Origin of the sequence: Sphingobium sp. LMA1-1-1.1, assembly GCF_040676365.1 — a bacterium.
Classification (GTDB): Bacteria; Pseudomonadota; Alphaproteobacteria; order Sphingomonadales; family Sphingomonadaceae; genus Sphingobium.
The window spans coordinates 170,945-196,439 of sequence record NZ_JBEGHS010000012.1 but is presented as its reverse complement, the minus strand read 5'-3'; the positions used below and the strand labels follow the sequence as shown (position 1 = coordinate 196,439).

The window sequence follows — 25,495 nt, the reverse complement described above, 5'->3', positions numbered from 1 at the left end:
AGTTCAAGGGAGACAGGAATGGCCAAGGTCGTTCGTATCCATGAGTTCGGCGATCCCGCCGTGCTGCATATCGAAGACATGGAGGTCGCGGCGCCGGGAGAGGGCGAGGTGCGAATCGCGGTGGAGGCGATCGGCATCAATCGCCTGGAAGCGACGATCAGGAGCGGGCAATCACCAATGAAGCCGCCGCTCCCCGCGATCCTTGGCACCGAAGCCGTCGGCCGCATCGCCGCTGCCGGCAAGGGTGTGACGGGCTGGCCAGTGGGAACGCGAGTAGCGACGCTTTCGGCCGCTTCAGGAACCTATGGTACCTATGCGAGCGAAATTCTCTACTCAGCCGCCGGTCTTGTCAGGCTGCCCGATGTGCTGGATTCCGTCGACTGGGCGGCGAGCTGGGTTGCCTTCCTCACTGCGTGGGGCGGCCTTCGAGACAGCGGCGGGCTGAAGGCGGGGCAGACCGCCATAATCACTGCGGCATCGTCGGCGATCGGAGTTGCGGCAATGCAGATCGCGCGCAACCTGGGTGCCAATGTGATCGCAACGACGCGTACGCCGGCGAAGATCGACCAGCTAGCCAATTTTGGACCGCATCATATATTGATCACTGAGGACAACGACGTCGTCGGCGAGATCCGTCGGATCACGGGTGGTCGTGGCGCCGACCTGATCTTCGATCCGATCGCAGGCGCTTTCGCCGAACTGTTGATGGACAGCCTGGCGGAGGAGGGGACGCTGATATTGTACGGCGGCTTGTCGCGGGAGCCCACCACCTTTCCCCGGCCCCTCGCAATGCGTCGCTGCCTGACGATGCGCGGCTTCAACATGTTTTCACTGCTGAGCGATGAGGACCGCGGGCCTGCGGCGATCGAAGCCCTGCGGGCCGGGATCGTCAGCGGCGCCTATCGCATGCCGGTCGCTCATCGCTTCCCACTGGAGAACATTGCTGACGCGCACCGCGCAGTGGAAAGGGACGCGCATGTCGGCAAGGTGGTTGTTACGGTGCAAGACCCGGACGAATGGCCGAGTGGATAAGCGCAAGCACGATGCTGCGCCGCTCAGCTTCGCGTTCTTCATATGTGAATGCCGGGCAGCGCATGAGCAGCGGTCCACCGCCGCCACCGACCGAGGGAAAGATCATTAAGGTGAATGGGAATATTTCGTGCAACGAGGCAGTCGCAAAGGTCGCTGATCCTGAACGCGGACTACGGCCTGGCTCGGTGCGCCGCACCAGCTCACTGCAAAGTCTGTGGAGTCTGGGTAACGAGCAGATCGTGACAATTGTCGGCCGTGCGCGTGATGTCAAACAATCGCCGGGTCAGCAAGCCGCCATTGTTGCCGAAGATCACCTTGAGGCAAAGCTCGGCCTTGACGGCCGACTGGTTTCGCTCGACGGCAGTCGCTGCCAGCTTCAATTGGGTGGCTTCGCCGGCCTGAAGCCCGGCGGAGAGATGCGAAAGGCGATGTCCAACGTCCTGTCTGACGAGGCAATGAACGCGACCTGCCTCCACCGGCTCCTTGACGATCTTGCCGGGGCCGCGTTCATGGCTTTCGCCGCCTGGCATGGGTGGGAAGGTGGCCTGAATTCCTATGTCGAACGAACCGGCATGCCCTCTCCGGCCGACCGCGATGTAACGGACGTCTGCATCAGCTACGTTCCTGGATCACCTTCGATCAGGGCCGATGGTCGCGGCAGAGAGGAAATCGCCAGGCAGCCGGAAGGACCGCTGTCGGCTGCGTTCACCAACACGCAGGCCTTTCACGCGGTGGCGAAGCACGATGGTCCGGACGAATGGAGGCTACGGCGCACCGATGTCTGGCAGGACGGCAATGCGCTCTTCGTCGATGCCTGGTTCCAGGACAGCTGCGCCATCTTCGGGAATCCAGACAAGCGACGAATATTCCATGAATATGGTTTATTGGCCAAGGTTGATGCCGAAGCGCTCACGCTGGAGTCGGTTGATGTCACGCCGCACGTCTTGCCCTATCTGACATGTGAGGCGGCTCCTGCCACGGCTGCAATGCTGCTCGGCCACCATGTTGCGGAATTGCGCAAACAGGTGCCGGCGCAGCTGCGTGGCCCATCGGGCTGCACACATCTCAATGACATGCTGAGGTCGCTGCTCGATGTCGTGTCGCTGGCGAGGCAGGTCCGAGGGAGGATTTCATGAAAATGGACTATCAGGATCAGCTTGTCGTCGTCACGGGAGGCGCTTCCGGTATCGGATTTGCGACAGTTCAGGAGTTTTCATCGCGCGGTGCAAGATGCGCGCTGATCGATCGGAACGGTGAGGCCGCAAGAGAAGCAGCCGAACGAATCTCAGCGCAAGGTGGATGTGCCAAGGCTTATATGCTGGATGTGGCCGATCGCGACGCATCGCGTGATGTCGCCGCAGCCGTCCGCCGGGAAATGGGTGACGCATCGGCGCTTGTAAACAACGCTGGTGTGGCTGGTCTCGCGAGTTTTGGCAGTCCAGAGTCAGCGATCGAATGGGATCGATCAATTTCGGTCAACTTGACGGGATCTTACAACATGACCGTTGCATTCCTGGAAGCCCTGAAAAATACGAAGGGGGCGATCGTCAATATATCTTCGATCGCTGGCCTCGGCAGCGGTTTCAGCAATGCCGGCTACGGCAGTTCAAAAGGGGGCGTGAAAGCGTTCACCCAGGCCTTGTGCCGTGAGCTGTCATCCTTTGGGATACGCACAAATGCCGTCGCGCCTGGTTACACCGAGACACCTCTGGTCAAATCCGCGTCTGAGACACTTCAATCCTGGCTGGATACTCATTGCCCCATGAAGCGGCTGGGGCGACCGGAGGAAGTCGCAAAGGTTATTGCGTTTCTCTGCTCGAGCGATGCCAGCTTCGTCAATGGCGTCACTATTCCGGTCGATGGTGGCTACATGGTCGTGTAGGGTTTTTGTCGGTCAACCCGGTGCTTCGTGCGCATTGAAGTGGTTGGACCCGCCACGGGGCGCAACGGGAGATCGCGTCGCCGTCCTATTCGTCAAAGATTAGCTCAAGCATGTTGGTGACGAGCGCGGGTTTTTCTGCCCCCTCCAGTTCCACCACGCATTCCAGTGTAACGAAGAGACCAGCTTCCCGCCGTTCCGCCCCGCATATCCGGCCGCGCAGCCGGATCCTGCCACCTTCCGGCACGGGAACGAGAAACCGAAGGCGGTCATAGCCATAGGACAATGCCCGGCACACATGCTCGAACTTGATGAGTTCATAGAGCAGGCCGGGAATGAGTGAGAGGGTGAGAAGACCGTGCACGATGGTGCGTCCGCCCGGCAATTCACGCTGAGCGCGTTCGACGTCCACATGGAACCAGGCGTCATCGCCGGTCGTCTCCGCGAAGCGATCGATCAGCGGCTGGTCAAGAAGCATCCATCGACCGGGCCCGAACTCGGTTCCGACCAGATCGGCGTAATCATGTGGCGAACGGAGGATCAGCACGGGACAGTCCATCATGTTGTTTCCTTCACCTTGCTTCCTTGACAGCAATCCTGACCGGCAGAGGTCCGCCGCACCGTGGTCGCAGGGGAGGGGCGGTATAGGGCCTGTTCGACGCGTTCATGGATGTCCCGGGGGGGCTCCGGGCGACGGATCATGGCGGCAAACTCGGCGGGCTCTGCCCGGCCACTGGCTTACGTTGTCAGGATCGTCCAAACGGGTTGTGGATCAAGCGGCCTTTCCGGCGAGGAAGCCGCCGTCGACAGCAACGATCGATCCGGTGGTGAAGCTTGATCGAGGGGATGCCAGGAAGACAACTGTATTGGCAATTTCATGTGGCTCGGCCACGCGATTCAGCGGGTGTGCCGCGTTGGTGCGTGCGACAAGCTCTGGAACGCTCAGCAGATGAGCGGTCAGGTTAGTCGCCACCGTGCCTGGCGCGACGGCGTTTACCCGGATATTATGCGGCGCAAGTTCCAGTGCGAGCGTCTTGGTCAGCCCGACGACACCATGCTTGGAGGCGACGTATGAACTGCGGTTGACGACCCCCGTTTCCCCCGCAACTGACGCGATGTTGACGATGGAGCCGCTGACCCCTTGATCGATCATCCGACGCGCGGCTATCTGGCTGAAGAGGAACACTGATGTCAGATTCACGTCGATGACGTTCCGCCAATCGTCGACCGGGATATCGACAAGCGCGCGCCGCTCGCCGATGCCTACATTGTTCCCGAGCACGCGGATCACGCCGAATGCAGCTTCCGCTTCTGCCATCGCGCGGCTTACGTCTGTCTCCTGGCTGGCATCGGCAATGATCGTGATTGCGCGTCCTCCGGCTGCATTGATCTGATCGGCAACGGCCCTGGCGGCGTCGGCATTCTTGTCTATGATTGCCACAAAGGCGCCGTTCTCGGCGAGCAGCAGCGCGGTTGCCCGGCCGATTCCGGATGCCGCGCCGGTCACCAGCGCGGGAACCCCAGCAAGCCCAAGATCGAAGCCCGCGGTCATGCGAGCGAAGCTTTCGCACAGATCGACGTCAAGAAGCTACATATTGTAAAGTGGGCGCCGGTCATAGGTCACTCATCCTCTCAATCCTATTATCTAGTTCATATGTTCTAAGTTCGCCTATATTATGAGTCCACAGATTTTTGGAGCGTGTTCGTAGAACAGAGCGGCGGCCGGCCTCGGCGGCTCTTTCGGAATGATCGGGCGGCCCGGCGCTGGCATGGCACTAAGCAGGCAATTTAGGCCGCTTCTACATGCTATAATTTAACATAAGATATATTATCGTACTTTAATAGTGTAAGTGCGGGATAGAAGTGACACTCTCGGGCGTCCTTAACAGAGCTTGGTAGCATGATCCTCCTGGCAGTTCCGGAGGACGCGCTTATGACGGTAGCGGCGATGAGCCATGGCGAGTTTTCGCGCTTTGATACGTTGTGGCGCGTGGATCGCGGCGAACTTCGGGTCGAGGATGCGGCGCTGTTCCAAAAGGAACAGGGCTGCTGTCTTGTCCTGAAATCCAATCCGTTCTCAAGCCGCGAAGTTGCTTGGCCGTTTCGTGTAATTCCGAACGGTCCTTATTTCTCACCATTGTCCTTCACGCCCACGGTGGGGACGTCAATGGTTTCCTTCTTGGTACCTACAACCACCACTTTGGAATCGACGTCAACCTTGGGAAGTTCCCCACCCTTCACGCTGACCTCGGGCACATCGCCGCCCGACACATCTGCCTTCCAGAAGCCGGTTGCGAACAATATTCCCACCACGACCAGAACCAGGATCAAGGCGATTGCGACGGTCCGTCCGCCCCGATGTTTATGAATGACAACCCGCTCGCCGGTGTAACGATCAGTATGAACATCAACCATCGCCATCCTCCACCTATGAGAACGGAGAAACAATCAGCTGTTAACTCTAGTTCCGCTCTGTTGACGCCGCGTCGAAGACGGACTTCCACGAAGCAGCCATAGTGGAGCGCCAGGCATTGCCAGGCTTGATGCCCCACCACCCGATTGTCGCGATGGGCTCCCCGGCCCCCTTACAGCGCTATGGAGTCCCTCCATCTATCGCAAATCGATTGCCTTCCGCTTTGCGCCGGGCATAGAAAGCCGACGAGAAAATGGGGGCGCATTGATGAAGATCGGATCCTGTGCATTGGTGCTTGCGATTGGAGCAGTTCTACTGCCGATGACAGCGCACGCAGATGATCCCAATGATCCGACCATGCGCAGCACTGCGGCCCGCGCGCGCGATCGGGCAATCATCAAACGGATGAACCAGCAGCAGTTGGCCTATGTCCGGGAGCGCGACGCGAAGATCATGCAGAATTATCGCCGAGCCCAAGGGCAAGGTGATGGCTATGCGGATGCTCGCGGTGAATATGCGCGCAAGATGACGGAGTGGCGGCGCGCCGTTGCCGCTTGCAATGCCGGGCGTTGGGAATATTGCGACTAGAGGGACGCATAAGGGACGCATAAGGAATGTCAGGTCGCGTTACCTGACGGTAACTGCCACATATCCAGCTATCACCTTCAACAGGCGACATCTGGGGAATTGCTCCTTACATCCCCTCGATGACCATCGCTATCCCCTGACCGCCACCGATGCACATCGTGATCAAGGCGTAGCGTGTCTTCGTGCGGCCAAGTTCGTAGATGGCCTTCACCGTCAAGATGGTCCCTGTCGCGCCGACCGGATGACCCAGCGAAATTCCCGACCCATTGGGGTTCACCTTCACCGGATCGAATCCAAGCATCGTCGAAACGGCACAAGCCTGGGCCGCAAATGCTTCATTGGATTCGATGACGTCGATCTCATCAAGCGTCAATCCCGCCCGCGCGAGCGCGATGGGCACCGCCTCCACCGGACCTAGTCCCATGTGGGAGGGTGCAACCCCGGCATGCCCCCAACCGAGAATTCGTGCCATCGGCCGTAGGTCGTGCTGCGCGACCGCATCGGCCGAAGCCAGGATGACGGCTGCTGCGCCGTCATTGATGCCTGAGGCGTTTCCTGCAGTGACCGTGCCATCCTTTTGAAATACCGGCCGCAATGCCGCCAACGCGGCGAGGTCGTTTTCGGCCCGGACATGCTCGTCAACCGCAAATTCACGAGTTGCGCGCCCGACCTTGACCATCACCGGCAGGATCTGGTCGTTGAAACGTCCTTCGGCTTGAGCGAGCGCAGCGCGGCGATGACTTTCCGCCGCCAGCACATCCTGCTGTTCACGTGTTATGTGATGATCACGCGCAACATTCTCCGCCGTGACGCCCATGTGATAGCCGTCTATGGGATCGCTCAGCACAGCGACCAGCGCATCAATCATCGCGACATCGCCCATCTTTCGACCGAAACGCACATCCGTCACATGATGCGGAGCGCGGCTCATCACTTCGGCGCCTCCGGCGGCTGCTATATTAATCTCCCCCTGGGCGATTGCCCGCGCCGCGGCGATGATCGCTTCCACGCCCGATCCGCACAAGCGGTTCAATGTCAGCGCTGGCGTACGTTCCGGAATGCCGGCACGCAATGCAGCAACACGCGCGAGATAAGCGTCCTGGGGCCGAGTCTGGATAACCTGCCCCATGATGACATGTTCTACATCACCCGGCTGGATAGCCGCTCGTCGCACAGCTTCGGCGATCGTCAGCGCGCCCAGTTGCGCAGGTTCGAAATCCTTGAGGCTGCCGCCAAAATCCCCAATGGCGGTCCGGACGGCCGATACGATATAGGCTTCCTTCATTATCAAGTCCTTGTTTTTACAGCCACCAAGCGGACCGAAGCCGATAGTCATACGGCTTCTGGAACAGATGATCTAACTTATCCATACGCATCAGGAGCGACCATGAGCCGCGCGGGCGGTTGGCGATCGCCTCCTAAATGCATTGTTCTGTCTTGCCTGCGCCACTTTGAAGGGCAACGGCCCCTGCACCTTCCAGGATGCAGGAGCCGTCTCCCCCATTTAACAGCCTATGATGTTTCAGAGTTCGCCTGGTCGAAGCGTTATCTTCAGCCAGATTTCGCGACCGCGCGAGATTGGGCCTTCAAAGTCCGGCAACACTCCGACGGTGGTGCCTGTACCTCTCCCGGTGCCCGGCGACTGAAAGCCGGAATAGGCGTAATAACGATTGGTCAGGTTGCGGCCTATGAGCGCGACTTCTACGCCGCCGGACTGCGAACCGACCGATATCGACCCGTCGAGCAGAAAGCGTTGCGGATTGAAGCCGATCGGGTTGAGTTCCTGAGACAGAAAATATCGCGACGTGTAGACGCCGTTCAGGTTGAACTTGGCCTTCAGATTGTCGCCGACCGCTGTTTCATAGGAGGCGCCGACGCTCCCGCTGAACTTGGGTGCACGGGGCAGCGGACGTCCCAGCATCTGCTGTTGATCCGGCACGGTGCCCGCGTCTGGACCGTCCGTGGTGCAACCGCCCGCGATCGTCTGCCCGACATAGCAGGCCGACAGGAAGGGTGAATCATATTTCGCCGAGTTCAAGGCCGCCGAAGTCGTAAGCGTCAGACCCGGTATGGCGTGGGGCGAAAATGTAAGATCCCCTTCCAGACCTTTGACGCGTGCCGAAGAGGCATTGAGGATCAACAGCACGATCGTGGCGGGGTCAAGTCGGCTGAGTTGCAGATCCTTGTAACGATAGGTGTAGGCGGCAAGGTTCAGGCGTAGCTGGCGGTCGAACATCAATGCCTTGAAGCCTGCCTCGAAACCTTTCACTGTTTCAGGACGATAGAAGGCTGGGATGTCAGTAATCGCCGGGTTCGCCAGGGCGGCGCTGTAGGTATTGAAGCCGATCTGATAGGCGCCGGACTTGTATCCCTGCTTGTAGGAAACAAACAGGTTGGTATTTTCCGACGGCTTATAGGACAGGGTCGTTTCAGGTGACCAGTTTGAAAATTGGACCTCGGGCGTGGTGAACTTGTTGGGCAGTCCAGCCGGCGGAACGATGTCCTGATACTTGCGATCGCGGGAATAGCGAACGCCCGCGGAAAGGCTCCATTGATCGGTCATGTTCCAGTCCATCTGACCAAAAGCGGAGATGGACTGCGAGCGGAGAGGGAAATTCCAGTAAGGAGAAAGCGGCGCTATGGCGGTCGTGTTGATCACCCCCTGCTCCAGAACGCGCAAATTGTCCTTCTGGTAGAAAGCGCCCATCATCAGGTCGATCGGCGAATCTGGGCTCGCGTATGAGAGCCTGACCTCCTGGCTGAAGGCATTCTTCCTGACCGACGACAGCCCCCCGATAAAGAAGCGGGCGCCTGATGTCTGCGCGTCGATGACCCTCTGGCGGATGCCATACCACCCTGTGACCGAGTTCAGCGTGATATCATCCGTCAATTTGTAGGAGATATCGGAACTTATCAGATACTGGCGGACCTTCAGAAAATTACTGTCTGAATTCCATGCCGGATTGCCCGTGACCGCTTGAATGGCTGCGGATGGAATGGCGGCGAAGACGACCGTGTCGTTGGGTTTGCAATCATCGGTGCCAGCAATGGCGCCGGGCCCCTGCGCCGCACCTAGCGGGCAAGCGATCTTCTGACTGGTCGTGTAACTGCCATTTTCGCGGACGTGATCATAGGTTGCGCGCAGCTTTACGGTAAGCCGATCTGTCGGCATCCAGTTGGCACTGAGGCGAACGCCCTCCTCGTCCGTGCCAGGAGCATAATCGATCGACCGTGCGGGGGCGACGTTGCGGAAGAAGCCCCGCTGGCGGGAGAAGCGCCCAGCCAGGCGCATGTCCAACGTGTCCGTTACCGGACCCGACACATAGCCGTCCAGATCGACCTGGTGAGCGTTGAATTCATAACCGGCGCTGAGCTGCGAGTGGAAAGTGCTCGTCGGTTCGGCCGATCTCATGGAGACGATGCCGCCGGTCGAATTCTTGCCGAAGAAGAGCGCCTGCGGCCCTTTCAGCACTTCGACCTGACCGATGTCGATGTTCCCCATGCGCACGACGCCGCCATAGCTGAGGGGAACGCCATCGATATTGATGGTCACCGCGGGCTCGGACGATGCATTGGAGGTCGGGCTGGCGACGCCGCGCAGCGTCAGGTTGCCGCCATAGGGGCCTGTCGCTGGCGAAATGATGAGCATCGGCGTCAGCTTGGCGACGTCGGTGATGTTCGTAACGTTGAGGTCCGCCAGCTTTTCCGCGGAAAATGCCGTGAGCACGACCGGTGTCTGCAGCGTCGTCTCGTTACGCCGACGGGCGGTAACGATGATATCCATGTTCTGACGCGCCTCTGCGGAGACGGCCGCGTCATTCTGCGCCGGCACCTCCTGCGCGGACACGACGGGAACCGCCATGCTGGCCATCGCCAGCACGGCAAGGCTCGCCATGCGATAACTGCTTTTCATGATGCTCCCTCCCTTGTTTTATACCCCGAACGGGGCACAGCCGCATTTCGTCCGCGCGTCTTTCGGCGTGGTGCGATTTGAAATGCGTCGGACAGACCGTTGAACAGCTGCATCTTCTATGTCATGCAGATAGCGGATTTGAGCAAGTGTTCTAACCCCTGCACCATCCGAACGAATGTATTAACGCATGCTCGTTAATGGCCGTTATCCTTGGTTTACAGTGCCATCAACGTCTCTTCTGCCTGGACTGTCTTGTTATTGTTCCAGAACCCGTTGGTGACGAGGGGCATCCACTTCCTGGCGTCATGTGAGCAGGACAGGATGACGTGGCGATGCGGTGCAACTTGGCGTTCGTCGCGTACCTTCATCCTCAATAGCTTGCTTTCACGTCCGGGACATCAGTTCCGCGCTGAAACGATCCTCGTGGTAGATCGCGTCGCCCCATGTCTTTTCGATTTCCAGCATCCGGCGCAGGTAACGGCTGAGCTCATATTCGTCGGTGATGCCGATGGCGCCATGCAGTTGGATAGCGGCCTCCAGCACCGCGCGGCCATGGCGGCACACGAGCGATTTCGCCGCCGAGACATCCTGCTTGCGCGTCGGCGCGTCCTCTTCAGCCAGTGCCGCCGCCGCCATGTACGTTGCCGAGCGCGACTGTTCGGCCGCCACGACCATGTCGGCAAAACGATGCTGAAGGGCCTGGAAGCTGCCTATTGGCTTGCCAAACTGGTGGCGGGTCTTGAGGTAGCCGGCTGTAAGCGCCAGCATGCGGTTCATGAGGCCCAGCGCCTCGGCGCAGAACGCGACTATGCCATGATCGATCGCCCGGTCGACCTTGACCGGGGCATCGTTGCCCTCGAACAGGGCCATTGCTTCAACGGCATCGAACGATAGGCGCGCAATCAAGCCTCCACCCAATCCGCGCAGCGGCCTAATGGAAAGGCCAGGCTGACCTGCAGCGACGAGAAACGCATTTGGCCCCGTCTCTGCCAATTGCGCCGTCACGATGAAATGCGTCGCGGTGACGCCATCGATCACGAGTTCCTTGGTGCCCGACAATCGCAAGGTTCCGCCATCGTCTTCAACCCGCGAATTCAATTGTGACTGGTCGAAATTCAGGATGGACTCATCCCTTGCCATTGCGATGCGGATGCTGCCCCCGGCAATCCCCTGCAAACAGGCGGTGCGAACATCTGTTGAACTGGACGTTTCGATCAGCTTGGGCGCGATCACCGCATAGGATATGAAAGGTGGCTGCACGAGCGACTGTCCCAATGCCTCACAGATCAGGAGCGTTTCGGCCATCGTCAAGCCGAGACCGCCGTCGTCCTCTGCGATCATGAGACCCGCAAGACCCAGTTCCGCCATTTCCTGCCATCGATCGATCGTGCCCGTGGCCATTGCTTCAGTGGAGCTGGGGTCGGTTCGCCTGGCGATGACGCTGGCGGCAAATTTCTCGACAGTATCGACCAGCGCACGCTGATCTTCGGTAAGGTCGAAGTTCATCCTACCCCCCACAGTGCACGGTTTCCCGATAGATCAGATTTTTCTGAATTTCGGTGGTCCCGCCGACCAGGCCGGATTTGCGGAACTCCAGATATGTCGCCGCCGTGCCGTTCAGGACATGGCCATAGGGCGGAGCCGCATCGGACTCCCCTCCCCTGGCCAGCGGATCGTAGGCAAGACCCGCTGGTCCGCCCATGTCCATGAGCAGCGCCGAAAGCCGTTCCAGAAGATCGGTGCCGCACAGTTTGAGAATGGAGGCGGACGGCGCGCGCGGATCGCCAGGCTGGGCCGCAATCACGCGCATCAAGGTCCATTCATGCGCCTTGAGATCGATACGGATGCGGTCCAGCCGCACGCGCAAAGCGCGAAGCCGGTCAGGCGAAACAGCTTGTTCAGTCATGCGGTCGAGCATTCGGACGGCAAATTGCAACAACCGTTTTGACTGGCCCAGTCCAGCGATTTCCGTTCGTTCCGCGTTCAGCAGAAACTTGGCGACCGTCCAGCCCTGATTTTCCCCTAACACGATATTTTCGCAGGGTACTTCGACATCCTCAAGGAAGACCTCGTTCACGTCATGCGCGCCGTCCAGCGACCTAATGGGTCTGACGGTGATCCCCGGCAAGTCCATTTCCATGAGAAGGAAAGTGATCCCTTCCTGTGGCCGGCCGTGATCCGACGTCCGCACAAGACAGAACATGTAATTCGCCCAATGCGCCCATGTCGTCCAGATTTTTTGCCCATTGACGATATAGCGATCGCCCTTGCGCACGGCCTTGGTCCGGAGTGAGGCCAGGTCCGAACCTGAAGAAGGCTCGGAATATCCCTGACACCACCAGTCACGCAGCGTCGGGATGCCGGGAAGATAGCGCTGCTTCTGCTCGGCCGTGCCAAAATGCTGGAGGACTGGGCCGATCATGTTGATGTGGGGAATTTGCCGGGGCGCGCCGGCCAGAAAACATGCTTCCTCAAAATGAACGCGCTGCATTGGCGACCAGCCGGGGCCACCATATTCGGCGGGCCATGCAGGCGTTGCCCATCCACGTTGATCGAGAATGGCCTGCCAGCGCAGATAGTCGTCCTTCGTGAGATGCTGAAGATTGTTGACGCGCGTCCTGATATCTTCGGGCACCAGGGCGGCGATCTCGTCGCGTATCATGTCGCGAAAGTCGCGGTCGGCGGCGTCGAATGTCAGATCCATTGTCAACGACTCCTGTCGATCGAAACACGGCCTTGGGTGAAGACGACCTTGTCGCGGGCGGACACCCGTGCCTCCAGCCGCGCGCCGGCTTCATCCCGCCAAAGCGCGAGCGCCAGCGTCTCGCCAGGAAAGACTGGCGCGCTGAACCTGCCCGAGAACGAGCCAAGGCGTCCGCTGGCCACGGCGCCATCTTCATTGCACAGCGCCTTCTCGACAAAAGCGGCGCACAGTCCATAAGTCGCCACGCCCTGCAGAATGGGACGCGGGAAGCCGGCCTTGGCGGCCACGTCGGGGATCAGGTGAAGCGGATTCTGGTCTCCCGTGAGCGCGAAGAGCTGCGCCGCCTGCGTGGATGTGGGTACTTCCCAGACCCGGTCCGGGGCGCGGTCGTTCATCACATCCGAAGGGGCGACTTCGAAGGGAGGCGCTCCGGCTACCTGGTCGGAGCGACACAGGAAAGACATGAACAATGAGGTATAATGTATACCGGACTGGCTATCCCGAAGATCTCGCACCATATTGATCACGCAGCCACGCCCCTCACCGCGATCGAAGACTCCATCCATGCGGGTTTCGCTGGTCACCTGTCCTTCAACGGGCAATTCCGCGTGTGAAATCATAGCTTGGCTACCATGCAGGACTGCCGACATTGTGAGCCCCAGCCCCATCGTATGAAGGCGTGGTGCAGCAAGTACGGTAGCCATTGCCGGCAATGCGCGAGACGGAGGCACCGGCCCCAGATGTTGACGCGCCCAATCGTCGCTGGGATCGACTCCGCAACCGACGCTCAGCGCGTAAATACAGCTATCCTTGCCGGAATAGCTTTGCTCCATGACCACGGGCGTCATATCCATCAAAGCGTCATAGGCCTGGATCATGCTTCTACGAGCTCCTCAAGGAAGGCGCGCGCTTTTTGGAACATGGCCGCCGATGCGAGAGGCTGGTTGTCGCGCTCATATCACACCCTTGGCCGACAACTCGGCCATCGCTCGTTCGTCGAGGCCCAGCATTTCTCGCAGCACCTCTGCAGTGTGTTCGCCGATGACGGGCGGTCCCAGGCGGTATTCGGGTGCCGATACCGAACATCGGATCGGGCTCGCGGCGACCGTGATTTCACCTGACAGAGCGTGAGGAAGTTTGACTTTCATGTCGCGCGCACAAAAATGAGGATCGGATTCAAGGTCGGACATGCGGTTGATCGGACCGCATGACACGCCCGCGGCATTGAGAAGCTTGATCCAATGTTCGCGAGGATGCTGAACAAGGATCTTGGTCAGGGCGGCGGCGACATCGTGACGGTTCGCGACCCGCGCACCCATCGAATTGAACGCAGGGTCATCGACCCATTCCGGACAGCCGACCGCCACCGCCAATCTGGCGAACTCCCGATTATTGAACGTCGCAACGAGCAGATAGCCGTCGGAGGTTCGATAGACGCCATAGGGGGACGCGCTCGGATGATCATTGCCCGTGCGTGGCATCTCAAATCCACCATTGAACCATGCTGTGAAGGTATTCGCCATAGCGGACACCTGAGAATCGAACAGTGAAATGTCGATCGACTGCCCCTGCCCTGTCTTGTCGCGCTCCCGGAGCGCCAACAATATGCCAATGACGGCGTCCTTCCCGGCAAGGATATCTGCAATCGGCACTCCCACCCGCATTGGAGGACCGTCAGGATCGCCGGTTACACTCATCAAACCGGACATGGCCTGCATCAGGAAATCATAACCGCTGCGATACGCATATGGTCCAGTCTGTCCGAAACCGCTGACCGAGCAATAGATCAGGCCAGGATTATGTCGCTTGAGAGATTCATAGTCGAGACCATATTTCTCAAGCGTCCTCGGCCTGAAGTTCTCGATGAAAATATCAACCCTGGAAGCCAGGGTACGGAGCAGTTGTGCGCCTTCATCACTCTGGAAGTTGACCGAAATAGAGCGTTTGTTGCGATTGGCGGCCTGAAAATACGTGGATTCTCTGGTTTCATTTCCATCAGTATCGATCAGCCATGGGGGACCGACATGACGCACATCGTCGCCTTCACCAGGCCGCTCGACCTTGATGATGTCGGCGCCAAAATCTCCCAGGCACTGCGTTGCTGTTGGTCCTGCAACAACCCTTGTCATGTCGAGAACTTTGACACCGGACATTACAGACATCGGAAAACTCCCCGGCCCTTTCCTCGCGAAAGAAACCCCATTTCCTTGGTTTAGGAGCGGCGGGCGGCGCATGAAACGTCAATTGCATGTCGGCAACCAGTTACTGGAAATCCGTTAATGCCCCGCGATCACAGCGTGGCCGCGCTGCCGAGCACGGCAGTCACTTGACTGGACAGAAAACCTCCATTTGCATGTGCAACAGCCAAATCCGCGGCAACCTGCCTGTCTCCGGCAGTGCCGGTCAGCTGCCGATAGGCTTCGACGATGGTGAAGAGACCGTACATGCCGGGGTGAACGCAGGCCAGGCCGCCGCCATTCGTATTGACCGGCAATTGGCCGCCCGGTCCGATAGCGCCCGAAGCGACGAAATCGCCGCCTTCCCCTTTCTTGCAGAAGCCGAGATCTTCGAGGAACAAGATCGTGTTGATCGTGAAGGCATCATATAACTGCACGACATCGATGTCAGAGACCGTAATGCGGGCCTGCGCATAGGCGCGCGCGCTGCTCGCCTTTGCCGCTGAAGTGGTGAGGTCAGGCATCTGCGCGATCTGATAATGGTCGGTCGCCTCGCCCACTCCAAGCAGATAGGCTGCCGTGCGTCCGTCCGCCCAATCCTTGCGCACCATGACCGCCGCCGCCGCACCATCCGTCACCAGGCAACAATCCAGTACCGAAAGCGGATCGGAAACCATCCGCGCATTATCATACTCCTCGCGGCTCAAAGGCTTTCGCAAAAAGGCTTCGGGATTGAGCATGGCCCATTCACGCGCGGTCTTGGCGACCGCATAGAAATGATCGCGGGTGGTGCCGAACTCATACATGTGACGGCTCGCCGCCAAGGCATAGCCACTGACCGGTAGCCGGGGACTATATGGCTTTTCGTAGAGATTCGGCCCCGCAGCACTGACCAGGCCACCGACGCCGGTACGCTGGTTGCTGCCATAGGCCACAAGAGCAACATCGATTTCCCCGGCGGCCAGCGCATGGGCCGCCACGTTCATCTGGGTGAGAAACGCAGATCCGCCGGTGCGATTGTTGTTGGTGAGCTTTGGCTGAATGCCAAGATATTCGGCAAAAGACAGTCCGCTTAGAAAATCGTTCGGAAGCGCGATGAACAGGCCGTCGACCTGCGAGAGCGAGAGACCGGACTCTTCCAGCGCCGCAAGGGCGGCACGACTGGCCAGATCCATCGATGTGAACCCTGGCGCCTCGCCAATCCCGAATGTAGCCGCACCGATGAGCGCAGTCGGCGTGCGACGATCCCCGATCATGGCTGCAACTCCTCTGTAGGCGTTTCGCCATCAAGAGGCACGAATATGACTGCGTGGTGGTCTTCGAACGGCACGATGCGCGTGTGTACCCGCATACCGATGCGGACATCCGCGGCGGCCACCCCTTCAATTCGGCTCATCATGCGTGGGCCCTCGTCCAGTTCCACGATCGCCACATTATAGTCTGCCTGCGGCGGCCGCACCCGGACGACCGTCGTCGCATGGACGGTGCCAAATCCTGATGCCTCGATCCATTCCAGATCGGTGCTGCCGGTGCCCGGTTCGGCCACCCGCGGATAGAAAAAGGGCGTCGCATCAGGTCGTCGGCGTTGCAGCATGAACCTGCCCTGGGCCAGAAACTCAAGATACTCCTTGTCCGGCCGCGTTGCCTGCATCGTCGTCACCTGCACGAATTCACCTGTCTTCACGAACTGATGTGGTAGCCGCCATTCACCGAAATGACCTGGCCCGTGATGTAGGAGGCCGCCTGCGACAGCAGGAAGCAGACGGGCGTTGCGACTTCCTCGGGAGTACCCCAGCGACCCATGGGTATCTGGGCCAGATAGGTGTCCCGAAACTTTTCGCCACGTACGGTTTCCGTCATCGGCGTTTCCACGACCCCGAATGCGACGGCGTTGACGCGGATGCCCTTGGCCGCCCATTCACGTGCCGCCGACATGGTGAGGCCATTGATCCCGGCCTTGGCCGCGCCATAGTTGATCTGGCCGACCGTGCCACGACGGCCGGCATCGGACGAGATGTTGACGATCGCCCCGGGGGCCTTGTCACCGGCGGCCGCCCGCTCCAGCATCTTTCGGCCAACCGCCTGCATCAGGCGGAAGGGCGCCGTCAAATTGACGTCAATGACCGCGTCCCAGGTTTCGATATCCATCCTGTGGATCATGGCTGCACGAGAGATTCCGGCATTGTTCACCAACCCGTCAATTCCTCCGGCCCATTTGTCGGCCTCCTCCACGGTTGCCATCACAAAGGCGCCGTCGGTGACATCGCCGTCGGCGATCATCAGTCGATCGGTGTCCACCTCATTTTGAAACTCCCGCAATGCGTTGGCATTTCGATCCATCGCCACCACCCTGCCCCCGAGTGCCAGGATTCCATTCGCGATCGCGCGACCTATTCCCTGGCCCGCGCCGGTCACGATCACGGACCTGTTCTCCAGCGACATGGGATTGATCATTTATTGGCTCCATGATTGAAAGCGGCGGGCACATCTATCTTCTGATCGCGGCAATCCACACCGCCGGCGATCATCACTAGAAATTTCATTCGGCGCCTGGCCCTGACAGAGGGGGCTGGTGGATAGCAACGTCCCCCATTGCATCTGCTGCGTCGGTCAGACTAGCGGGTGTGATGCCGGCAGACAGCCCCCAAGCCGAACGACCTTCCGATTACCACATATGTGTCAGAGCGCCGCGCTGCCTGGCTTTCAGGCTGCCTGCGATCCGCTGTCCCGACACAGAAGATGAGTTTCGACGAGTTCGCGCAGGCGCTGCACGAGCAGTTCCTTCTGGGGTGCGATCACTTCGGCGGCTCCCCCAATGCCTATCACTGTCGGGACCGGGAATACATTTTCAGGCAAACTCATCGCAATTACGGCGGCTCCAGGGCTGATCTCGCTTCTTTCGATATACAGATAACCGTTTTCGCGAATGAAATTGACGTCCGCCAGCAGTGCGTCGAGGCAGATGATGCTCTCTTCCGGAAGTCTTTCCGCGTTGATGCGGCGGACAAGCTTGCTGATCTCGGCATCCGACAGGTTTTTCAGAAGAGCTCGTCCGCTTGCCGAGCGGAGCAATGGCCGCTTCTGTCCAGGCGTCAGGTGAAGGCGTAAGGACGTCGTGGATTGCGCAACCTGTATATATTGGGACGCCAGCTTGTTGCGGATGGCCAGATAGGCAGTCTGGCCCGATATCTGGTTCGCCTTGCGCAACAAGGATGAAAGGCGGTCTTCCCCATGCAATTGATCGAGTGCCCAAGACCCCAGCAGACGCACTCGGCTGGTAGGCATGAAGGTGCGATCGCCATTATTATAGGCAAGATATCCAAGGACATTCAGACTGCGCATTATCTCCGAGGTGCTGGACTGGGGATAGTCGAGCGCGCGCGCCACTTGTGCGATATTGGCCGGTCCTTGATGATGATCGAAATACTCCAGGATCTGCATGGTTCTCCCGGTGGATTTCACGACATTGAGGGGCAGCGCTTCCCATTTGGCCGGTCTGCCAGGGCTTTCCTGCATGTTGTCCTGAGGCTGATTAAGCCCGTCATCCGAAGAAGTCGCTCCTTCCCTATCACGCTCGATTTCGGCCATGAGTTCCATGTCAACTCCTCTCCTCGCTACCGCGCCTGTACCATCCGTTCCTCGCCGCTTTGGTGCGTCATTAGGACGTATGTTCTAAATCGGTAACATATATGTGATGGCCGGTCAAAATGGATTTGCATCGGGCTTCATTGACCGTTCCCGAGAAGTAGCCTTGTGAATGGGCGCGCCTAGAGTAATGGCCAGCCAGAGGGTATCGCCTGACGGCTGAGAAATCGGGACAAACAAAGGTATAAAGCGGTCGATCTGATAAGATCAACCGCTTCACGCGCTGCCTGCATTCACCCTGTCCTGATCCCGGGGCACGGCGATGCTCGACTCCGGCTTCAACCCGGATCGAGCATCCTTGAGGTCGATCTACAGAACGATCAATTCACCATCGACATGCCGCCGCTGACGCTGAGCGTCTGGCCAGTGATATAGTCGGATTCCGCGCTGGCGAAAAACAGAACGGCGTGAGCGATTTCCTCCGGCTCCGCGACGCGGCGAAACGGAATGACGCTTTTCAGCCCTTCCTTGAGCTTGTCGGACTGGACATGATAAAGAGGTGTGTTGGTGGGCCCGGGCGCGACGCAATTGACGTTCACCTTGCCGCGCGCGGCCTCTCGGGCAAGCGTTTTGGTGAAGGAGATAATGCCTCCCTTCGCGCCCGAATAGACCGCTTCGCCGGGGCTGCCGATCCGGCCTGCGTCGCTGGAAATGTTGACGACCTTGCCGCCACCCTGCTCCATCATGCCGGGGACGAAATGATGGCAAAGATGGACTGGCCCCAGATAGTTGATGGCTACGATCAAGTCCCAGGTTTCCGGCTTGCTTTTGAGGAACGGTTCAACAAGGTCCCAACCCGCCGCATTGACGAGGATATCGAGCGTTCCGACTTTGCCGAGCACCGCCGCTGCAAAGGCATCAATGCTTGGCCGGTTGGTCAGGTCTAGCTTCTCGAACTCGGCCTGGCCGCCAGCGGCGCGGATTTCCTCGGCGGCTGCCTTCCCCCCTTCCTCATTGACATCGGCGACAAAGACCCGCGCGCCTTGCTCCGCCGCCATGCGGGCAATCGTCTTGCCTATGCCAGAGGCGGCGCCGGTCACCACCATGGATTTGCCTTTGAATCTGTCCGTCATGTTGGACACCCTCTCGTGAAAATGATTGCTGCCGATCAGATCTTGCAGGTCGGATCGAATTTCGGTGCCCGCTTCTCGCGATGCGAAGCGACGCCCTCGCGCACTTCCGGCCCGGTCAGGCCCAGCATCTCATATGCGACGGATGCATCGAACGACGGACCTGCCATGCGGAACCAGTTGTTGAGCGAGGTCTTGGTCCAGCGGATCGCGCTTTGCGCGCCGTTCGACAGCCGCACAGCGATTTCGAGAGCCTTGTCGTCAAGTTCCTCATCCTCGCAGGTGAGCGAAATGAGCCCCATGCGCTCCGCCTCTTCGCCGGAAACCGAGTCACATGTCAGCAGATAATATTTGGCCTTCGCCATGCCGCACAGCAGTGGCCAGATGATGACCGAATGGTCGCCCGCGGCGACGCCGAGGCGGGTATGGCCGTCGATCAGGCGCGCATTCTTGGACGCTATCGATATATCCGCCAGCAACCCGCAGACCAGACCAGCACCGACCGCCGGACCCCGCATGGCGCTGATGATGGGCTTGTTGCAGTTGATGATGTTGTAGACGAGATTCCGCGTCTCCTTCCAGATCTGGTTCCGGAAATGATAGTCGGTCATCGAGCGCTCCACGATTGCGAAATCACCGCCAGCGGAGAACGCCTTTTTGCCGCCCGTCAGAATGACCGAGGAAATGCTTTCGTCGTCGTCTATGTCCCGCCAAATCGTAACGAGCTCCGCGTGCATCTGACCACAAACGGGAGTCAGCTTCTCGGGATCGCCCATGGTGATGCGCAGTACGCGATCGGCAGGAAAATCGAACAGCAACTTCTCATAATTCTTCAAATAGGCAGACATGAGACCTCCAGAGAAGATAAATATGGTTGTTTTAAATCGAACGGATGCGGATCGTTGCCGCATCATCATCCACCGTCCGGACCAGATAGCAACCAAGCGCTGGCCATCTCCATGCAGAATCTTTGTTCGCAACCATATACCGTGTACGTGGAAGATGACGTCCTCTCGTAAAGCGGCATTGAAGTGCCCATGCGATCCCCGCAAAAGGTTCCGGATGCTAGTTCCCCTTCTGAGGGCGGCAGGCGCCGTCAGCACCGGGGATCCGGCTCCAATCCGCCTGCCGGGATCGGCTGTCACCCACCCAAAGGCCATCAATCTGAAAGGAAATAGTCGAAATGTCAGACGGCACCGTCAAGAGCATGCGCGCGAGCGCGCGCCCTATGGCAGCCAATGACAGCGCCTCTTTGTGGGACTTTGGTGGAGGCATCGCCTGTTTCGAAGTCCATAGGAAGATGAATACGCTCGATGTTCAGGCCCTTGAAGTGCTGGAGTTCGCGATATCGACAGCGGGCAACGCGTTTGGCGGGCTGGTCATCGGCAACGACGATCCGCGCGCCTTTTCGGCGGGGGCGGACCTTGCATATAACCACGGCATGGTATCGGCAGGGGATTGGCCAGCCCTGGCCACCTACTTCAAGAAAGGCCAAGGTCTGTGTCAGACGCTGTCTGCCATATCCGTGCCGGTCGTGGCAGCAGTCCACGGCTTCGCGCTTGGAGGTGGATGCGAGATCATGCTCCATTCCCACGCAGTGGTCGCGCATGCGGGCTTGCGGGCAGGCCTTCCGGAGATCAAGGTGGGCCTCATTCCGGCTTGGGGAGGCTGCACCCAGCTGCTTTTGCGATGCGTCGAGCGACATGGGCCGGAAAAGGGGCTTGCGCATGCCCTGGCCGCGCTGCAGGCAGGGGTGATCGCGACGTCAGCCCAGGAGTCCGAAGAGATGGGGTTGTTGCGGCCCGGCACGCAGATAGTCGCTGAGCGGGCAGATCTCCTGCCTGCCGCCGTCGCGAAGGTGGCAGCGATGATGGCGGAAGGCTTTACGCCGCCGGCCCAGCCACAACTGACCTATTGCGGCGAGGCAGCCTATTCGGAGCATATTCAACGAGTGGACGCCGCGGAAGCCGAAGGTGCACTCGATACCGGCAGCGCCGTCGTCATGCGGGAGATTGTGAGCGTGCTGACCGGCTATCCCGCCGTGGTTGAAAAGGCGGCGCTGCCTATCACGGTTTCGCTGGAGGGTGAATTGGCAAGCGCCAACCGACTGATCAGGACAGAGGCCGCGCTGACCGCGATCGCCAGGTTGATTGGCGGATGAAATCGCATGGCCAACGCTGAACCCAGGAAAATCCTATGCGCGACAAGGTTCGAGGGTAGATTTGCTCATTATCGGGAGTTTGTCCGATGAAAGTCGAACCAGATCTGGGAGCGATCGCCGCCAGACCGGATGCCGCCATCATGGCCACACGCCAGATCGCGCTGAACGAAATCCTGTTTCGTGACAAGGTGGTGCTGGTGTCGGGCGGTGCGACCGGCATCGGACGGGCACTGGTGTGGATGTTGGCGCGCATGGGCGCGAAAGTGGTGACGTGCGGACGTTCGGTGGAAAAGCTGGATATTCTGCGCGATGAACTGGCCAGCCAAGGTTATGAAATTTTGGCCGTCCCGACCGATATCCGTAAGTCTGAGGACGTCGCTTCGCTCTTTGCCCAGATACGGGAACACCACGGCCGGCTCGACCTGCTCATCAACAATGCTGGTGGCCAATTTCCGCAATCCGCAATCGACATGAGTGCCAACGGCTTTCGCGCAGTCATCGACAATAATCTTCTGGGCACCTGGTCGATGATGCAATCTGCTGCGCGCTATTGGCGCGACACGAATATGCCCGGTTCGATCGTCAACGTGGTCGCGGTGGTAGATCGCGGTATATTGGGCGCGGCGCATACGGCGGCGGCTCGCGCCGGGGTGATCTATCTTTCCAAAACCGTCGCGGTGGAGTGGATTCCGTTGAAGATCCGCGTCAACTGCGTAGCCCCCGGCACCATCTTCACCGAAGGCATGGCCGGGTACCCTGAAGAGGCCAAGAAGACGTTCGCGCGCAGCAATCCGATGCTGAGGCTTGGCGATCCATGGGAAGTTGCGGAGGCTTGCCTCTTCATTGGTTCCGACGCGAGTTCCTTCACCACGGGTGAACTCCTTCGTGTCGATGGCGGCGGCCAGCTTTGGGGTGAGCAATGGACGCAGGGCAAGCCCGAATATTTCCGCGAGTAACGAATTGCCTCGCCATCACCGGTTCTCGTCAACTCGCTGGAACCATGAGATTATGTATAACCAATGCTAAAGCAAGTCGATAAAATGAGGAGAGAGGTCGATGACGAACCGCAGGCTTGAGGGCAAGGTCGCTATCGTCACAGGTGCCGCGGGAGGCATGGGGCGCGGCTACGCACTTCATCTCGCAAAGCTTGGGGCAGATGTCGCCATATTCGACAAGGATCTCGATGCTGGCAAGCATGCCGGGGAGTATGAAGCCGAGAGTGTCGCGCAGGAAATTCGTGACCTCGGCCAACGCGTCGTAGCGGTGCAGGCCGACCTTTCGCGGCGAGAGGAAGCCCAGGCCGCCGTCGAACAGGCCGCGCGTGAGCTTGGATCGATCGACATCCTCGTGAACAACGCCGGCGGGGCCATCACTCCTGCCGAGCGGAGCTATGCGACCACCTCGCCCGACGACGACATGGCTTTGCTGATCAACGTCAATTTCCTGAGCGCGGTCTATTGCTGCCAGGCCGCCGTCCCGTTGATGAACAGGCCCGGCGGTGCCATCATAAACATCGTCACCTTCGGCGCGTTCGCGGGCGACAGCAAGGGAAAATATGCCGTATATTCCGGCGCAAAAGCCGCCCTGCTGACCTATACAAGGCATCTCGCGGTCGAGTTGGGGCCGATCGGCATTCGGGCCAACTGCGTTGCTCCGGGACTCATTCACACCCCGCGGGTCGCGGCCGCAGCCGCAGCGCGCGGCATGGGCACGAGCGATCAGGCGGGGGCGATCCCGCTGCGCCGCTTCGGCAAGGTCGAGGATATGGTCGGTGCCATCGAGTTTCTCGGCAGCGACATGTCGAATTACATCACCGGCGAATGCATCAGGGTCACTGGAGGGCTTGGTCTCATCTCCCTCTGATTGTCGCAGATGTGGCGTGCAAAAGCGCTGCGCTGCGACGAAAATCTCTCCACACGCCATTCATTGGAAAGAATTATGGAAGAAAATGACAGGCTGATCGAGGTTGAACGGGACAATGGCTTTGCCACGATCTGGTTGAACCGACCGGACCGCTTGAACGCGCTTGTTCCCGAAATGCTCGCGGCCTTTGACCGCATCATGCAGGATCTCAACGATGATCCTGACATCTCAGCCGTCATCCTGACGGGCAAGGGCAAGGCCTTTTGTGTTGGTCTTGACGTCGCGGTTTTGCAGGAATCCGGTCCGGAGCCTTTTCTGCCCTTCAATCCGGCGCGGACGATCAGCCAATGGAAAGGTCCGGTGATCGCGGCGATCAACGGACTCTCGGTCACGGGCGGGCTGGAGATTACGGTAGCCTGCGATATCATACTCGCTTCGGAGGATGCTGTTTTCGTTGACACCCATTCACGGGTCGGGCTGTTGCCCGGCTGGGGGCTGTCAGTTCGCCTGCACAGGGCCGTCGGCATCTATCGCGCAAAGGAACTGGAACTGACCGGCAGGCGGCTTCCTGCCCGCGAAGCCGCTGACTGGGGTTTGGTCAATCGCGTGGTGCCTGCGTCGGATCTTCTGGATACAGCCCGCGAAATGGCGCGTGCCATTGTCGGCGGTGCGCCCGGCATACCAGCGGAAACCAAGGCCCTCATCGACAAGGTGAGCCTGGTATCGATGGAACAGGGTATAGAGCTCGAAGCGCAAATCGGTTTCGAACGCCAGGCAAGGAGCGGTAGATCGCTGTCTTTCGCCCATGTCGGACAATCGAAATGACAAGGGCGGCGCCGACAAGGATCCATGTAGCCGCACCGCGATCAGTATAGTTGTCGCAGCATGTCCTTGCTGAACGGCTTCAGGGCTTGCAGATCGCCGTCACGTACACGCTCCGCCCAGTCCGGGTTTGCGATGATGGCGCGCCCCACCGCCACGAGATCGAATTCGTGCGCCGTCAACCGCTCCAGCAGATTGTCGAGTGAACCGGTCTGTGCGTTCTGGAACGTGACGCGGCTGTCCTTCCCCGACACGAAATCGCTGTCCAGGCCGACATTCCCCACGGTTATGGTCGGCTTGCCGGAAATTTTCTTCACCCATCCAGCGAGATTGAGGTCACTGCCGGGAAATTCCGGCTGGTAATAGCGTCTTGTGCTGCAATCGAACATGTCCACGCCAGCATCCACCAGCGGGTCCAGAAATGCTTCGAGCGATGCCGGATCTGTGACCAGGCGCGCGTCATAGTCCTGCTGCTTCCATTGGGACCATCGAAGGATGATCGGAAAGTGCGGTCCCACCCGCCCTCTTATGGCTGCTGTGATCTCCGCAGCGAACCGGACGCGATTGGCTATATTGCCGCCATATCGATCCGTACGCCGATTGCTTTTCTCCCAGAAGAATTCGTCGATCAGATATCCGTGCGCGCCGTGGATTTCCACGCCGTCAAACCCCAGTAGCTTCGCGTCGGAGGCAGCCGCTGCGAAAGCCTCGATTACCGCCTCTATGTCCTCCTGGCTCATTTCGTGACACAAGGGCTCGAGCGATTGAGTCAGCCCCGAGGGAGTAAAGGCGGGTATTGACGGGTCGGGAGAAGCTCCCGGATGTCGTGCCGAACCTGTGTGCCAGAGCTGCGGGACGATGCTTCCACCCTGGTCATGTACGGCATCGACCACGCGCTTCCAACCCACCAGTGCATCGGCGCCATGGAAAAACGGTATCTTTTCATAGGCGTTGGCGGCAGGATGATTGATGCAGGTTCCTTCGGTGACGATCAGGCCGACGGACTTTGCGCGGCGGGCATAATAGTCGCGCACATCGTCACCGGGAACATTGCCTGGTGAACGATGCCTTGTCATCGCCGGCATGACGATCCGGTTGCGCAGTTTGAGATCACCCAACTGAAAGGGCTGAAACAGTGCGTCGACCCCGTTCACCTGATGGCTCCGGATCGTTCGGCAGGCGTGCTGCAGCCATCGGGCAACCCCATGGCCGATGGAGCAGCCGAAGG

General features: G+C 59.4%; 24 protein-coding genes. 8 read left to right on the top strand and 16 right to left on the bottom strand.

The annotated features are described in order from the left end of the window. Positions 1–18: 18 nt before the first annotated feature. Genes MRBLMA1_RS08375 through MRBLMA1_RS08365 form a run of 3 tightly spaced genes read left to right on the top strand, consistent with a single transcriptional unit; the run spans position 19 to position 2,914 of the window. Complete coding sequence (locus MRBLMA1_RS08375; RefSeq protein ID WP_363736061.1) at positions 19–1,032, top strand: zinc-dependent alcohol dehydrogenase family protein; 1,014 nt, start codon at positions 19–21, stop codon at positions 1,030–1,032. After that, positions 1,017–2,168 carry a DUF2889 domain-containing protein gene (locus tag MRBLMA1_RS08370; protein ID WP_363736060.1) on the top strand — a complete coding sequence of 384 codons (1,152 nt, stop codon included), beginning with the start codon at positions 1,017–1,019 and terminating at the stop codon, positions 2,166–2,168. The genes MRBLMA1_RS08375 and MRBLMA1_RS08370 overlap by 16 nt, the downstream gene beginning before the upstream one ends. After that, the gene (locus tag MRBLMA1_RS08365; protein ID WP_363736059.1) at positions 2,165–2,914 is read left to right on the top strand and encodes an SDR family NAD(P)-dependent oxidoreductase; all 750 of its coding nucleotides are present in this window, start codon (positions 2,165–2,167) and stop codon (positions 2,912–2,914) included. The genes MRBLMA1_RS08370 and MRBLMA1_RS08365 overlap by 4 nt, the downstream gene beginning before the upstream one ends. A gap of 85 nt (positions 2,915–2,999) precedes the next feature. Here MRBLMA1_RS08365 and MRBLMA1_RS08360 read toward each other — a convergent pair whose 3' ends face one another. The 3 genes from MRBLMA1_RS08360 to MRBLMA1_RS08350 form a co-directional block, all read right to left on the bottom strand. Further along, positions 3,000–3,473, bottom strand: a complete 474-nt coding sequence (locus MRBLMA1_RS08360; protein WP_363736058.1) for a MaoC family dehydratase — start codon at positions 3,471–3,473, stop codon at positions 3,000–3,002. Positions 3,474–3,683: 210 nt separating this feature from the next. After that, on the bottom strand, positions 3,684–4,463 hold the full coding sequence (locus MRBLMA1_RS08355) for an SDR family NAD(P)-dependent oxidoreductase (RefSeq protein ID WP_363736057.1): 780 nt from the start codon (positions 4,461–4,463) through the stop codon (positions 3,684–3,686). Positions 4,464–5,035: 572 nt separating this feature from the next. After that, positions 5,036–5,326, bottom strand: coding sequence for a hypothetical protein (locus MRBLMA1_RS08350; RefSeq protein ID WP_363736056.1), 291 nt, complete (start codon positions 5,324–5,326; stop codon positions 5,036–5,038). 319 nt (positions 5,327–5,645) lie between these two features. Between MRBLMA1_RS08350 and MRBLMA1_RS08345 the strand changes: the two genes are divergently transcribed. After that, a complete protein-coding gene (locus tag MRBLMA1_RS08345; RefSeq protein ID WP_363736055.1) occupies positions 5,646–5,912 on the top strand; it encodes a hypothetical protein in 267 nt (88 codons plus the stop codon). Positions 5,913–6,018: 106 nt separating this feature from the next. Here the strand turns inward: MRBLMA1_RS08345 and bktB are convergent, their stop codons facing one another. The 12 genes from bktB to MRBLMA1_RS08285 form a co-directional block, all read right to left on the bottom strand. Next, positions 6,019–7,197: a beta-ketothiolase BktB gene (gene bktB / locus MRBLMA1_RS08340; RefSeq protein WP_363736054.1), complete on the bottom strand. Its 1,179-nt coding sequence runs from the start codon at positions 7,195–7,197 to the stop codon at positions 6,019–6,021. A gap of 237 nt (positions 7,198–7,434) precedes the next feature. After that, positions 7,435–9,825, bottom strand: a complete 2,391-nt coding sequence (locus tag MRBLMA1_RS08335; RefSeq protein WP_363736053.1) for a TonB-dependent receptor — start codon at positions 9,823–9,825, stop codon at positions 7,435–7,437. Positions 9,826–10,209: 384 nt separating this feature from the next. Continuing rightward, a complete protein-coding gene (locus MRBLMA1_RS08330; protein ID WP_363736051.1) occupies positions 10,210–11,331 on the bottom strand; it encodes an acyl-CoA dehydrogenase family protein in 1,122 nt (373 codons plus the stop codon). A gap of 1 nt (position 11,332) precedes the next feature. After that, a complete protein-coding gene (locus tag MRBLMA1_RS08325; RefSeq protein WP_363736050.1) occupies positions 11,333–12,529 on the bottom strand; it encodes an acyl-CoA dehydrogenase family protein in 1,197 nt (398 codons plus the stop codon). Between the two features lie 2 nt (positions 12,530–12,531). After that, a complete protein-coding gene (locus MRBLMA1_RS08320) occupies positions 12,532–13,407 on the bottom strand; it encodes a MaoC/PaaZ C-terminal domain-containing protein (RefSeq protein ID WP_363736049.1) in 876 nt (291 codons plus the stop codon). A 75-nt stretch (positions 13,408–13,482) separates the two neighbouring features. Next, on the bottom strand, positions 13,483–14,691 hold the full coding sequence (locus MRBLMA1_RS08315) for a CaiB/BaiF CoA transferase family protein (protein ID WP_363736048.1): 1,209 nt from the start codon (positions 14,689–14,691) through the stop codon (positions 13,483–13,485). A 128-nt stretch (positions 14,692–14,819) separates the two neighbouring features. Further along, positions 14,820–15,962, bottom strand: coding sequence for an acetyl-CoA acetyltransferase (locus MRBLMA1_RS08310; RefSeq protein WP_363736047.1), 1,143 nt, complete (start codon positions 15,960–15,962; stop codon positions 14,820–14,822). After that, the gene (locus MRBLMA1_RS08305) at positions 15,959–16,372 is read right to left on the bottom strand and encodes a Zn-ribbon domain-containing OB-fold protein (protein WP_363736046.1); all 414 of its coding nucleotides are present in this window, start codon (positions 16,370–16,372) and stop codon (positions 15,959–15,961) included. Before MRBLMA1_RS08305 ends, MRBLMA1_RS08310 begins: the two co-directional genes overlap by 4 nt. Positions 16,373–16,386: 14 nt before the next feature. Next, a complete protein-coding gene (locus MRBLMA1_RS08300; RefSeq protein ID WP_363736045.1) occupies positions 16,387–17,160 on the bottom strand; it encodes an SDR family NAD(P)-dependent oxidoreductase in 774 nt (257 codons plus the stop codon). A 249-nt stretch (positions 17,161–17,409) separates the two neighbouring features. After that, complete coding sequence (locus MRBLMA1_RS08295) at positions 17,410–18,303, bottom strand: IclR family transcriptional regulator (RefSeq protein WP_363736044.1); 894 nt, start codon at positions 18,301–18,303, stop codon at positions 17,410–17,412. 368 nt (positions 18,304–18,671) lie between these two features. After that, entirely contained in the window at positions 18,672–19,424 is a 753-nt protein-coding gene (locus MRBLMA1_RS08290; protein WP_133654392.1) for an SDR family NAD(P)-dependent oxidoreductase, read from the bottom strand. Positions 19,425–19,459: 35 nt separating this feature from the next. Further along, a complete protein-coding gene (locus MRBLMA1_RS08285; RefSeq protein WP_363736043.1) occupies positions 19,460–20,269 on the bottom strand; it encodes an enoyl-CoA hydratase/isomerase family protein in 810 nt (269 codons plus the stop codon). Positions 20,270–20,628: 359 nt separating this feature from the next. Here MRBLMA1_RS08285 and MRBLMA1_RS08280 point away from each other — a divergent pair, with 359 nt between their 5' ends. The 4 genes from MRBLMA1_RS08280 (at position 20,629) to MRBLMA1_RS08265 (ending at position 24,270) form a co-directional block, all read left to right on the top strand. Next, positions 20,629–21,582, top strand: a complete 954-nt coding sequence (locus tag MRBLMA1_RS08280; protein ID WP_363736042.1) for an enoyl-CoA hydratase/isomerase family protein — start codon at positions 20,629–20,631, stop codon at positions 21,580–21,582. A gap of 86 nt (positions 21,583–21,668) precedes the next feature. Beyond that, the gene (locus MRBLMA1_RS08275) at positions 21,669–22,538 is read left to right on the top strand and encodes an SDR family NAD(P)-dependent oxidoreductase (protein WP_363736041.1); all 870 of its coding nucleotides are present in this window, start codon (positions 21,669–21,671) and stop codon (positions 22,536–22,538) included. A 100-nt stretch (positions 22,539–22,638) separates the two neighbouring features. Next, positions 22,639–23,445: an SDR family NAD(P)-dependent oxidoreductase gene (locus tag MRBLMA1_RS08270; RefSeq protein WP_363736040.1), complete on the top strand. Its 807-nt coding sequence runs from the start codon at positions 22,639–22,641 to the stop codon at positions 23,443–23,445. Positions 23,446–23,520: 75 nt separating this feature from the next. Beyond that, positions 23,521–24,270, top strand: coding sequence for an enoyl-CoA hydratase-related protein (locus MRBLMA1_RS08265; RefSeq protein ID WP_363736039.1), 750 nt, complete (start codon positions 23,521–23,523; stop codon positions 24,268–24,270). A gap of 41 nt (positions 24,271–24,311) precedes the next feature. Here MRBLMA1_RS08265 and MRBLMA1_RS08260 read toward each other — a convergent pair whose 3' ends face one another. After that, positions 24,312–25,421, bottom strand: coding sequence for an NADH:flavin oxidoreductase (locus MRBLMA1_RS08260; RefSeq protein ID WP_363736038.1), 1,110 nt, complete (start codon positions 25,419–25,421; stop codon positions 24,312–24,314). Positions 25,422–25,495: the final 74 nt, after the last annotated feature.

Bases quoted from the DNA above. Each gene is read 5' to 3' on its own strand.
- MRBLMA1_RS08375 (WP_363736061.1), top strand. From the start codon at position 19: ATGGCCAAGGTCGTTCGTATCCATGAGTTCGGCGATCCCGCCGTGCTG.
- MRBLMA1_RS08370 (WP_363736060.1), top strand. From the start codon at position 1,017: ATGGCCGAGTGGATAAGCGCAAGCACGATGCTGCGCCGCTCAGCTTCG.
- MRBLMA1_RS08365 (WP_363736059.1), top strand. From the start codon at position 2,165: ATGAAAATGGACTATCAGGATCAGCTTGTCGTCGTCACGGGAGGCGCT.
- MRBLMA1_RS08360 (WP_363736058.1), bottom strand. From the start codon at position 3,473: ATGATGGACTGTCCCGTGCTGATCCTCCGTTCGCCACATGATTACGCC.
- MRBLMA1_RS08355 (WP_363736057.1), bottom strand. From the start codon at position 4,463: ATGACCGCGGGCTTCGATCTTGGGCTTGCTGGGGTTCCCGCGCTGGTG.
- MRBLMA1_RS08350 (WP_363736056.1), bottom strand. From the start codon at position 5,326: ATGGTTGATGTTCATACTGATCGTTACACCGGCGAGCGGGTTGTCATT.
- MRBLMA1_RS08345 (WP_363736055.1), top strand. From the start codon at position 5,646: ATGACAGCGCACGCAGATGATCCCAATGATCCGACCATGCGCAGCACT.
- bktB (WP_363736054.1), bottom strand. From the start codon at position 7,197: ATGAAGGAAGCCTATATCGTATCGGCCGTCCGGACCGCCATTGGGGAT.
- MRBLMA1_RS08335 (WP_363736053.1), bottom strand. From the start codon at position 9,825: ATGAAAAGCAGTTATCGCATGGCGAGCCTTGCCGTGCTGGCGATGGCC.
- MRBLMA1_RS08330 (WP_363736051.1), bottom strand. From the start codon at position 11,331: ATGAACTTCGACCTTACCGAAGATCAGCGTGCGCTGGTCGATACTGTC.
- MRBLMA1_RS08325 (WP_363736050.1), bottom strand. From the start codon at position 12,529: ATGGATCTGACATTCGACGCCGCCGACCGCGACTTTCGCGACATGATA.
- MRBLMA1_RS08320 (WP_363736049.1), bottom strand. From the start codon at position 13,407: ATGATCCAGGCCTATGACGCTTTGATGGATATGACGCCCGTGGTCATG.
- MRBLMA1_RS08315 (WP_363736048.1), bottom strand. From the start codon at position 14,691: ATGTCTGTAATGTCCGGTGTCAAAGTTCTCGACATGACAAGGGTTGTT.
- MRBLMA1_RS08310 (WP_363736047.1), bottom strand. From the start codon at position 15,962: ATGATCGGGGATCGTCGCACGCCGACTGCGCTCATCGGTGCGGCTACA.
- MRBLMA1_RS08300 (WP_363736045.1), bottom strand. From the start codon at position 17,160: ATGATCAATCCCATGTCGCTGGAGAACAGGTCCGTGATCGTGACCGGC.
- MRBLMA1_RS08295 (WP_363736044.1), bottom strand. From the start codon at position 18,303: ATGGAACTCATGGCCGAAATCGAGCGTGATAGGGAAGGAGCGACTTCT.
- MRBLMA1_RS08290 (WP_133654392.1), bottom strand. From the start codon at position 19,424: ATGACGGACAGATTCAAAGGCAAATCCATGGTGGTGACCGGCGCCGCC.
- MRBLMA1_RS08285 (WP_363736043.1), bottom strand. From the start codon at position 20,269: ATGTCTGCCTATTTGAAGAATTATGAGAAGTTGCTGTTCGATTTTCCT.
- MRBLMA1_RS08280 (WP_363736042.1), top strand. From the start codon at position 20,629: ATGCGCGCGAGCGCGCGCCCTATGGCAGCCAATGACAGCGCCTCTTTG.
- MRBLMA1_RS08275 (WP_363736041.1), top strand. From the start codon at position 21,669: ATGAAAGTCGAACCAGATCTGGGAGCGATCGCCGCCAGACCGGATGCC.
- MRBLMA1_RS08270 (WP_363736040.1), top strand. From the start codon at position 22,639: ATGACGAACCGCAGGCTTGAGGGCAAGGTCGCTATCGTCACAGGTGCC.
- MRBLMA1_RS08265 (WP_363736039.1), top strand. From the start codon at position 23,521: ATGGAAGAAAATGACAGGCTGATCGAGGTTGAACGGGACAATGGCTTT.